At 64.8% G+C, this 8836-nt stretch carries 13 protein-coding genes and 1 tRNA gene; 12 read left to right on the top strand and 2 right to left on the bottom strand.

Annotation, left to right across the window (positions count from 1 at the left end; all coding sequences use genetic code 11):
* Positions 1-392: 392 nt before the first annotated feature.
* The 11 genes from EN781_RS17365 to EN781_RS17420 all read left to right on the top strand — a co-directional run bounded on the left by EN781_RS17365 (position 393) and on the right by EN781_RS17420 (position 7063).
* Complete coding sequence (locus EN781_RS17365; RefSeq protein ID WP_126056541.1) at positions 393-593, top strand: hypothetical protein; 201 nt, start codon at positions 393-395, stop codon at positions 591-593.
* A 135-nt stretch (positions 594-728) separates the two neighbouring features.
* Positions 729-2021 carry a UDP-N-acetylglucosamine 1-carboxyvinyltransferase gene (gene murA / locus EN781_RS17370; RefSeq protein ID WP_126056542.1) on the top strand — a complete coding sequence of 431 codons (1293 nt, stop codon included), beginning with the start codon at positions 729-731 and terminating at the stop codon, positions 2019-2021.
* 234 nt (positions 2022-2255) lie between these two features.
* Entirely contained in the window at positions 2256-2687 is a 432-nt protein-coding gene (locus tag EN781_RS17375; RefSeq protein WP_126056543.1) for a DUF2948 family protein, read from the top strand.
* 9 nt (positions 2688-2696) lie between these two features.
* Positions 2697-3989, top strand: a complete 1293-nt coding sequence (gene hisD / locus EN781_RS17380; protein ID WP_126056544.1) for a histidinol dehydrogenase — start codon at positions 2697-2699, stop codon at positions 3987-3989.
* Between the two features lie 2 nt (positions 3990-3991).
* Positions 3992-4477, top strand: a complete 486-nt coding sequence (locus tag EN781_RS17385) for a UPF0262 family protein (RefSeq protein ID WP_126056545.1) — start codon at positions 3992-3994, stop codon at positions 4475-4477.
* Between the two features lie 42 nt (positions 4478-4519).
* Positions 4520-4930, top strand: a complete 411-nt coding sequence (locus tag EN781_RS17390; RefSeq protein WP_126056546.1) for a low molecular weight phosphatase family protein — start codon at positions 4520-4522, stop codon at positions 4928-4930.
* Between the two features lie 197 nt (positions 4931-5127).
* Positions 5128-5346, top strand: a complete 219-nt coding sequence (gene infA / locus EN781_RS17400) for a translation initiation factor IF-1 (protein WP_006200926.1) — start codon at positions 5128-5130, stop codon at positions 5344-5346.
* A gap of 19 nt (positions 5347-5365) precedes the next feature.
* Positions 5366-5992 (top strand): Maf-like protein, encoded by a 627-nt coding sequence (locus EN781_RS17405; protein WP_126056548.1) that lies wholly within the window; start codon positions 5366-5368, stop codon positions 5990-5992.
* On the top strand, positions 5989-6207 hold the full coding sequence (gene yacG / locus EN781_RS17410; protein WP_126056549.1) for a DNA gyrase inhibitor YacG: 219 nt from the start codon (positions 5989-5991) through the stop codon (positions 6205-6207). The genes EN781_RS17405 and yacG overlap by 4 nt, the downstream gene beginning before the upstream one ends.
* A gap of 173 nt (positions 6208-6380) precedes the next feature.
* Positions 6381-6456 (top strand) — tRNA-Phe (locus tag EN781_RS17415).
* 31 nt (positions 6457-6487) lie between these two features.
* Positions 6488-7063, top strand: a complete 576-nt coding sequence (locus EN781_RS17420) for a hypothetical protein (RefSeq protein WP_245492605.1) — start codon at positions 6488-6490, stop codon at positions 7061-7063.
* 92 nt (positions 7064-7155) lie between these two features.
* On the opposite strand, the gene EN781_RS35330 is transcribed toward EN781_RS17420, so the two are convergent.
* A complete protein-coding gene (locus EN781_RS35330) occupies positions 7156-7362 on the bottom strand; it encodes a hypothetical protein (RefSeq protein ID WP_245455651.1) in 207 nt (68 codons plus the stop codon).
* Positions 7363-7727: 365 nt separating this feature from the next.
* On the opposite strand from EN781_RS35330, the gene EN781_RS35830 reads away from it, so the two are divergent.
* The gene (locus EN781_RS35830) at positions 7728-7862 is read left to right on the top strand and encodes a hypothetical protein (RefSeq protein ID WP_281033070.1); all 135 of its coding nucleotides are present in this window, start codon (positions 7728-7730) and stop codon (positions 7860-7862) included.
* 341 nt (positions 7863-8203) lie between these two features.
* On the opposite strand, the gene EN781_RS17430 is transcribed toward EN781_RS35830, so the two are convergent.
* Positions 8204-8836 (bottom strand): iron chelate uptake ABC transporter family permease subunit (locus tag EN781_RS17430; protein WP_145965535.1); only part of this gene is annotated, 633 nt, incomplete at its 5' end.

Genomic DNA, 8836 nt, shown 5'->3' on the forward strand with positions numbered 1-8836 from the left:
ACCTTACACCAGTCGAAAACGACCGATCCGGTAACACAATGATTTTGCAGGTGATTTTGGCATGGTGCCAGTTTGGTTACTCCCTTACCAAGGGAGTGCTCTACCACTGAGCTACCGCAGCCGATGGCGGGGCTTCTGCCATAACGAACCGGCGAGCGCAAGGCCAAGAAAAACCTAAAGTGTCGCGCTTCATCGTCGCAAAACCGCCACGCGGTTTTGGGCGGCATGACCCTGAGTGTTGCATGTCGTTGTCCCGAAACCACTGCGCACTTTTTGGGCGACATGCATTGGCAATGCCGCGGCTGTGGAAGCCGCCTTCCTCGACATGGCCGCGCCACAATGTTGGCTATGCCTCAGCAAGGTTGGCTAGTCAGCCGGCCGGGGATGGGACGATGAATGACAAGGCAAATCCACCGAAAAAAGGCGCAGGCGACCGCAAGGACCGGCTCGCCGAAGCCTTGCGCGCCAATCTCGGGAAGCGCAAGGCGCAGTCGCGCTCGCGCCGCTCGGGCGACGCCGACAAGCGGCGCGCCAATGAGCCCGATCAGCGGCCGGAAGGATTGCCGACTGCTGGAAAAATGCACAAGGACTAGCCCAAACCCGGCCACACTGCTCCGCCACACTCGGCGCAGGGGACCCAGAATCCTTGAACCAAGCCGGCCAATGGTCTAGACGGGCCGATACTCAAACGATTGAACCGGCCGTTCCGGCCGAGGGGACATTCTCTCATGGATCGCATCAGAATTGTCGGCGGCAACAAGCTCGCCGGAAGCATTCCGATCTCCGGCGCGAAAAACGCGGCATTGCCGCTGATGATCGCCTCGCTGCTCACCGACGACACGCTGACGCTGGAGAACGTGCCGCATCTGGCCGATGTCGAGCAATTGATCCGCATCCTCGGCAATCACGGCGTCGACTATTCGGTCAACGGCCGTCGTGAGAAGCAGCAGGAAGGCTATTCGCGCACCATCAATTTCTCCGCCCGCAACATCGTCGACACCACGGCGCCGTATGAACTGGTGTCGAAGATGCGCGCCTCCTTCTGGGTGATCGGGCCGCTGCTGGCCCGCATGGGCGAGGCAAAGGTGTCGCTGCCGGGCGGCTGCGCCATCGGCACGCGCCCGGTCGACCTGTTCCTGGAAGGCCTGCAGGCGCTCGGCGCCGATCTCGACGTCGACACCGGCTATGTCATCGCCAAGACCAAAAACGGCCGTCTCGTCGGCAACCGCTATGTGTTCCCGAAAGTGTCGGTCGGCGCCACTCATGTGCTGATGATGGCTGCTTCGCTGGCCAAGGGCGAGACGGTGCTGGAAAACGCCGCTTGCGAACCCGAGATCGTCAACCTCGCCGAATGCCTCAACGCCATGGGCGCCAGGATTTCCGGCGCCGGCACGCCAACCATCACCATCGATGGCGTCGAGGCGCTGTCGGGGGCCCGCGTGCGCGTCATTCCCGACCGCATCGAGACCGGCACCTATGCGATGGCGGTGGCGATGACCGGCGGCGACGTCGTGCTCGAAGGCGCCCGACCAGAATTGCTGCAGACCGCGCTCGATGTCATTTCCGAGACCGGCGCCGAGATCACGCCGACCAATTCCGGCATCCGCGTCCGGCGCAACGGCGCCGGCATTGCGCCGGTCGACGTGACGACGGCGCCCTTCCCGGCCTTCCCGACCGATTTGCAGGCGCAGTTCATGGGCCTGATGACCATGGCCAAGGGCAAGTCGCGCATCACCGAGACCATCTTCGAGAACCGTTTCATGCATGTGCAGGAGCTCGCCCGGCTCGGCGCCCACATCACGCTTTCCGGCCAGACGGCCATCGTCGACGGCGTCGCCAAGCTGAAGGGCGCGCCGGTGATGGCGACCGATCTGCGCGCCTCGGTCTCGCTGGTCATCGCTGGCCTTGCCGCCGAAGGCGAGACCACGGTCAACCGCGTCTATCACCTCGACCGCGGCTTCGAGCGGCTGGAGGAGAAGCTTTCCGGCTGCGGCGCGGTGATAGAGCGGATTTCGGGCTGACGGCCGCAAGGCACCCGTTGCAGACAAAGAGGCCTTCAACTCGTTTTGGAATGGCCAATTGTTAAAAGTCGGCGCCGCCCCTCATCCGCCTGCCGGCACCTTCTGCCCGTAAACGGGGGAGAAGTCCGCTGGCAAACCTGAGCCGGTTGCCTTGACAGAAACCCTGTGCGGTTGCGCGGAATGGAAAGACCGCCTAACACGAAGCTTGAAACCAACGTTAGGTACAAATTCCGCATGGCTCTCAAGCTCATCGCGCTCGACGACCAGGACCTGGGCATCGTCTCGGCCCATGTCCAGGACGCCGTGATGAAGGTCTCGGACCTCGAATTCCTGCCGGCGGCCAAGCGCTTCGTGCTGACCATGAACCGTTTCGTCTGGGAGGCGAAATCCAGCCTGTTCCGCCAGCACAATGAGCGGCGGCAGGCGGTGCTGCATTTCGACCGCGTGCTAGGCGCCAAGACCAGCGGTATCGCCCGCGACAAGCCGGCCGAGGTGCTGTCACTTTTGGCGATCAGCTTTGTCGAAATCAGCAAGCCCGCCGGCATCGTCGAGCTTATCTTCTCCGGCGGCGGCACGATCATGCTCGATGTCGAGTGCATCGAGGCGCGGCTTGCCGACATAGGCGGCACCTGGGAAGCCTCCTCGCGTCCCGTGCACAGGGCTTGAGCGCAGCAGATGGCCATCACACTCAGCCATTCCGACGCCGATTTCGAGCAGCGTTTCGCCGCCTTCCTGACGACCAAGCGGGAGGTGTCGGCCGATGTCGACGCCGCGGTGCGCGAGATCGTCCAGTGCGTGCGCGCCGAGGGCGACAAGGCCCTCATCGACTATACGCTGAAGTTCGACAAGGCCGACCTCGCCAAGCTTGGCGTCGCCGTCTCCAAGGATGACATCGCCAAGGCCTATGCCGAGGCCGATCCGCAAACGGTCGAGGCGCTGCGCTTCGCCCGCGACCGCATCCGCTCGCATCACGAGCGGCAGAAGCCGAAGGACGACCGCTACACGGACGCCGCCGGCGTCGAGCTCGGCTCGCGCTGGACGGCGATCGAGGCTGTCGGGCTCTACGTGCCGGGCGGTACCGCAAGCTATCCGAGCTCGGTGCTGATGAACGCGGTGCCGGCCAAGGTTGCCGGCGTCGAGCGCATCGTCATCGTGGTGCCGGCGCCGGGCGGCGTCATCAACCCGCTGGTGCTGGTGGCGGCCGATATCGCCGGCGTCTCCGAGGTCTACCGCGTCGGCGGCGCGCAGGCGATCGCCGCCCTTGCCTATGGCACGGACACGATAAGGCCGGTCGCCAAGATCGTCGGGCCCGGCAACGCCTATGTCGCGGCGGCCAAGCGCCAGGTGTTCGGCACGGTCGGCATCGACATGATCGCCGGACCGTCGGAAGTGCTGGTGGTGGCCGACGGCAGCAACGACCCCGAGTGGATCGCCGCCGACCTTTTGGCCCAGGCCGAGCATGACGTGTCGGCGCAATCGATTCTGATCACCGACGACCCCGCCTTCGGCAAGGCGGTGGAGGAAGCCGTCCAGCGCCAGTTGCAGAACCTGCCACGCGCCGAGACCGCCGCTGCAAGCTGGCGCGATTTCGGCGCCGTCATCCTGGTGCCGACGATCGAAGCCTCGCTGCCGCTGGTCGACCGCATCGCCGCCGAACATGTGGAACTTGCCATCGACGACGCCGAGGCCTTCCTTGCCAGGATGCGCAATGCCGGCGCCGTCTTCCTTGGCCGCCACACGCCCGAGGTCATCGGCGACTATGTCGGCGGCTCAAACCACGTGCTGCCGACCGCGCGCTCGGCGCGCTTCTCATCGGGGCTTTCGGTGCTCGATTTCGTCAAGCGCACCTCGATCCTCAAGCTCGGGCCGGAGCAGCTGCGCACGCTGGCGCCGGCGGCGATCGCGCTCGCCAGGGCGGAAGGGCTTGATGCGCATGGCCGTTCCGTCGCGATCAGGTTGAACATGTAGCGATGTCCGACTACGACCAAACCCGCGCCAGGCTGATCGATGTCGAGCTCGACGAATCGATCGGCCGTTCGACGCCCGATGTCGAGCACGAGCGGGCGGTGGCGATCTTCGACCTGATCGAGGAAAACAGTTTCCAGCCGGTCAATGACGACGGAGCCGGACCGTACAGGCTGAAGCTGTCGCTGGTCGATTCCCGGCTGGTCTTCGCCGTGGCGCGCGAGGATGGCGCGGCCGTCGTCACGCACATCCTGTCGCTGACGCCGCTGCGGCGCATCGTCAAGGACTATTACCTGATCTGCGAAAGCTATTACGACGCCATCCGCTCGTCGACGCCGAGCCATATCGAGGCGATCGACATGGGCCGGCGCGGCCTGCACAATGAGGGTTCGCAAACTCTGATGGACCGGCTTGCCGGCAAGATCGACATCGATTTCGACACGGCGCGCCGGCTGTTCACGCTGGTCTGCGTGCTGCACTGGCGAGGCTAGGCCCTGGCCTCGCTGCCGCATTCGGTCCTCTTTCTGTGCGGCATGAACGCCGTGCGTTCGCCGATGGCCGAGGCGCTGGCGCGGCGCATGCTGCCCTCGGCCATCTTCGTCGCCTCGGCCGGCGTGCGCGCGGGCGAACGCGACCCGTTCGTCGACGCGGTGTTGACCGAGGACACGCTGTCGCTCGGTGAGCGCCAGCCGAGGACCATGGACGAGCTGGAGGACGACTATTTCGACCTGATCGTCACGCTGGCGCCGGAGGCGCACCACGCGGCGCTCGAGCTCACCCGCTCGCTCGCCGTCGAGGTCGAATACTGGCCGATGCCGGACCCGACGGATGCCGGCGGCACGCGCGAGCACATCATGGCCGCCTATCGCGATGTGCGCGAGCGCCTGAAGGCGCGCATCGCCAGACGTTTTCCCGCATCCGAGGCAAAAAGCGCCTTGGATTAAGCGTGTTCACAAGCGGACGATTATCATATAGGTTCCGCCGAAATTCCGGCCGGAGTCGGATGATTTCCGGTCGGTTCGGCCGGAAATCATCCGACTCCGGATCAAAGAAGTAGAGCATGATGTCGTCCGAAAACCGCTTGACACTTTTCGGCATCATGCTCTAGGCGCCGGAACCGAAATCCAAGCAAAGGTATCGAATGCCGAAGGAAGAAGTCCTCGAGTTTCCGGGTGTGGTCACGGAACTGCTGCCCAACGCGATGTTCCGGGTGAAGCTCGAAAACGAACACGAGATCATCGCCCACACGGCCGGCCGCATGCGCAAGAACCGTATCCGCGTGCTGACCGGCGACAAGGTCCTGGTCGAGATGACGCCCTACGACCTGACCAAGGGCCGCATCACCTACCGTTTCAAGTAACAGCCCGGCGCGACCCCAGATGAGCATCCTGCAGAAGCTCGTGCTTGCCTCGGGTTCGCCGCGCCGCATCGAGCTGCTGCAGCAGGCCGGCATCGAGCCGGACCGCGTGCTGCCGGCCGATGTCGACGAGACGCCGCTGCGCGCCGAGCATCCGCGCTCGCTGGCCAAGCGGCTTTCCAAGGACAAGGCCGAGAAGGCGTTCGCCTCGCTGAAGAGCGAGGACGACTATGCGCCGGGCTTCGTTCTCGCCGCCGACACGGTGGTGGCGGTCGGCCGCCGCATCCTGCCCAAGGCCGAGACGATCGACGACGCCGCCAACTGCCTCGGCCTGCTCTCCGGCCGTTCGCACCGGGTCTATTCCGGCATCTGCCTGATCACGCCGGGCGGCAAACTGCGCCAGAAGCTGGTCGAGACCCGGGTGCGCTTCAAGCGGCTGCCGCGCGAGGAGATCGACGCCTATGTCGCCTCCGGCGAATGGCGCGGCAAGGCCGGCGGCTATGCCGTGCAAGGCCTCGCCGGCTCCTTCGTCGTCAAGCTGGTCGGCTCCTACACCAACGTCGTCGGCCTGCCGCTCTACGAGACGACGGCCCTGCTTGCCGGCGAGGGCTTCAAGGTGCATGCGAGCTGGCTCACCGCGCGCCCATGAGCCTGGACGACAAGGTCACGCCGCTGCGCCCCCGGCGCCCCTGCCCCGAATGCGGCAAGGCATCGGTGCGCGAGCACTATCCGTTCTGCTCGGCGCGCTGCAAGGACATCGACCTCAATCGCTGGCTGAAGGGCGCCTACGTCATCCCCGGGCGCAACGCAGAGGAAGAAGGCGAAGGGCCGGAGCAAAACCCGGCGCCCAAGGACGAGCCGTAAGCGCACGATATCAGCTGTTTTGCCGCCGTCTTTCGGTGGTTTTCTTTTCCCGGCTGAAATCCGTGCTTAGGCGCTGGACAGGCTGAATTCCCGTGCTATAACCCACGCGCTTTCTAGGGGCGCCGGCGGCGTCTTCAAGAAATCCGGCCTGCGAAATCTCGTTTGCCGGCGAGGCCCAGATAGCTCAGTTGGTAGAGCAGCGGACTGAAAATCCGCGTGTCGGTGGTTCGAATCCGCCTCTGGGCACCATTTTTTCCTCACAATACCACTACCGGGCGCCTTGCGCCAGACGCCGATTGGCGGGATGCTGCCGCAGGCGAACCGGGGGGCAAACCGGCACGCCGGATCGATATGGCTGCTGGAATGTCTGATGCCGCGAGCTTGCTTCGCCCTTGTTGCCATCGTTGCCTTGATGACGCCGTTAGAGGCAGGCGAGCGCGCGTCTCATCTGCTTGACCACGCCAGTCTCGCGACAGCCTATGCGCGGGAATCGGACACCGTCACTGCCTACACGACCGCAATGGCGCGCTTCCGCCTGCAACTCGGAACACGTCCCGGCCAAACCGGCCTCGCGGTTCCTCTTGAGCCGCGGCTGTTGCGGACCGAATTCAGCCAACGGACATGGCGCTCGGCGGACGGCAGCCTGCTGCAGGGCTTCGCCGGCAAGGGCGGCTTCCGGCTGACCGCCGGGAACTGCCTTGCCCAGATCTGCCTGGCCAGCGAATGCAGCGACGATGGCTGGCCGGTCTATGCCTGCAGCGACGGGCGCAAGCGCAAGATGTCCGTCACCGACTTCGTGACGGCGGTGTTCGACGGCGTGCCCTACCGGCGATTGAGCGCGCCTCCGGCGAAGTGACGTCGCAACACGTCGATCTTTCTGCCCGACAGGTATACGGCAAAGACCGGCCTACCTCACCGCAAACGCTGCCTGCACGGCGCGGTTGACCGTCACCGGCAGGATCGACATGTGGTTCTCGCCGGCAGCTCGAAGCTGGCGCTGATGCGGGAGATGGCGTCCAGCCGCTCGGCCATCAGGCGGGCGAATTCGTCGGTGCGCGTCACCTGCTTGTGCTCCAGGCGCTTCTGCTCATCCTCGGCGCCGACCTGGAACGGCGCCAGCTTTTCCGTCTCGTATTCGCCGGCCGACAGGATCACTTGCGCCTCCAGCCCCTCGGGTCTGGCTGTTTCGAAGGCCTCCAGAAAAAGGATCGATGGCGCGGTCTTCCCAATGGCGATTGTATATTTGACAGACCCGTTGCCTGAATCCGGGGTGCGCTGTTATGTGAAAAGCCCATGAAACCCAATAAGTATATGATGCGAGCCGTTATGGTCGCTACGGAGCTTGCTCTAGTCTGGTTGGTTGCCCAATCCTTTTGGACGGGCAGGATTCCTCTCAAGGATCACCCCGTAGAGCGAGCTCTTGACCCATTTACTTACTGGGTTGAGTTGGCCGTGATCACTTTCGCCATCATAACCCTGCCGCTCTGGATGCTCTACCGCGAGCGGCAGGAGCCTAGGCCATGAGTTGGTTTGTTTTGGCAGTCGTGATTGTCGGGCTTGTTGTTCCGGCTATTCTGGCTGCGGCCTATTATTGGACCGACCTCGAAACCCGTAAAGGCCGTGGGTGGAATTGGCTGCGAGGCAAGGGCTTTTAGCGCGCCGGCCCTGTCCCGTTCCACCGGATGTATCGGGCTTTACTCCGCCGCAGCCTCATCCGCGCCGCGACCGGGAAGCGCCGACACCTTTTCCAGCAGGCCAAGAGCGCGAGCCAAAGTGTCGGGGGGTACCAGCTTATATGCGTCTGGATTGGGCGCGATGAAATGCCTGCCATTCGGCGCGCGCCAAAGACAACCACTCTTGGTGCACGGGCCAATTTTGGCGCAGCTTCGCTCCAGCAGCGCTGCCTCTTGGAACAAAATCGTGAACAGTGGTGTCGGCGATCGGGGCGGGGGACGCCGTCGGCAGGGCGGACATTTCTATCTCCACTGGGGCAAGATCAGCGGCGGCGAAGCAGCCCCATCAGCACCGGGCCGCTGATCAGCGTGGCGACGAGACCGGCCGGAATCTGGCGCGGCAAGATCGCGGTGCGGCCGATCCAGTCGGCGGCGACCATGATCAGCGCGCCGAGGAGCACGGCGCCCACCGCCTGCGGCAGCGCGCGCGAAAGGCCGAGGCGGCGGGCGAGATGCGGCGCCATCAGGCCGATGAAGGTCAGCGGACCGACGATCAGGGTCGAGGCGGCGGTGAGCGCGGCGACCATCAGCAGGACGGCGAACCGGACTTTTCGCACGTCGAGGCCAAGCGCCATCACCGCGGCGGCGCCGAGCGGCAGCATGTCCAGCCAGCGGATGAAGAGGGGAGCCACGAGGAACAGGCAAAGCGCGGCGGCCGCAGTGAGCAGCGCCGAGTCCGCATCGACGCCGTAGGTCGAGCCGGTCAGCCAATTGAGCAGCAGCATGGCGCGCGGGTCGCCGGTTGCGGTCAGCACCAGGATCAGCGCATCGAACAGAGCGGTCAGCGCGACGCCGGCGAGCAGCAGCCGCTCCGGCGCGTAGGCGGCGCGGCTGCCGAGCGCAAGTGTCGCCGCCAGAGCAGCGAAGGCGCCGACGGTCGCCGCCATCATCTGCAG

This window comes from Mesorhizobium sp. M4A.F.Ca.ET.090.04.2.1, from assembly GCF_003999085.1.
Lineage (GTDB): Bacteria > Pseudomonadota > Alphaproteobacteria > Rhizobiales > Rhizobiaceae > Mesorhizobium.

Excerpts from the sequence above, each read along its gene's own strand:
- EN781_RS17365 (WP_126056541.1), top strand. The coding sequence starts at position 393 with ATGAATGACAAGGCAAATCCACCGAAAAAAGGCGCAGGCGACCGCAAG.
- murA (WP_126056542.1), top strand. The coding sequence starts at position 729 with ATGGATCGCATCAGAATTGTCGGCGGCAACAAGCTCGCCGGAAGCATT.
- EN781_RS17375 (WP_126056543.1), top strand. The coding sequence starts at position 2,256 with ATGGCTCTCAAGCTCATCGCGCTCGACGACCAGGACCTGGGCATCGTC.
- hisD (WP_126056544.1), top strand. The coding sequence starts at position 2,697 with ATGGCCATCACACTCAGCCATTCCGACGCCGATTTCGAGCAGCGTTTC.
- EN781_RS17385 (WP_126056545.1), top strand. The coding sequence starts at position 3,992 with ATGTCCGACTACGACCAAACCCGCGCCAGGCTGATCGATGTCGAGCTC.
- EN781_RS17390 (WP_126056546.1), top strand. The coding sequence starts at position 4,520 with ATGAACGCCGTGCGTTCGCCGATGGCCGAGGCGCTGGCGCGGCGCATG.
- infA (WP_006200926.1), top strand. The coding sequence starts at position 5,128 with ATGCCGAAGGAAGAAGTCCTCGAGTTTCCGGGTGTGGTCACGGAACTG.
- EN781_RS17405 (WP_126056548.1), top strand. The coding sequence starts at position 5,366 with ATGAGCATCCTGCAGAAGCTCGTGCTTGCCTCGGGTTCGCCGCGCCGC.
- yacG (WP_126056549.1), top strand. The coding sequence starts at position 5,989 with ATGAGCCTGGACGACAAGGTCACGCCGCTGCGCCCCCGGCGCCCCTGC.
- EN781_RS35830 (WP_281033070.1), top strand. The coding sequence starts at position 7,728 with ATGAGTTGGTTTGTTTTGGCAGTCGTGATTGTCGGGCTTGTTGTTCCG.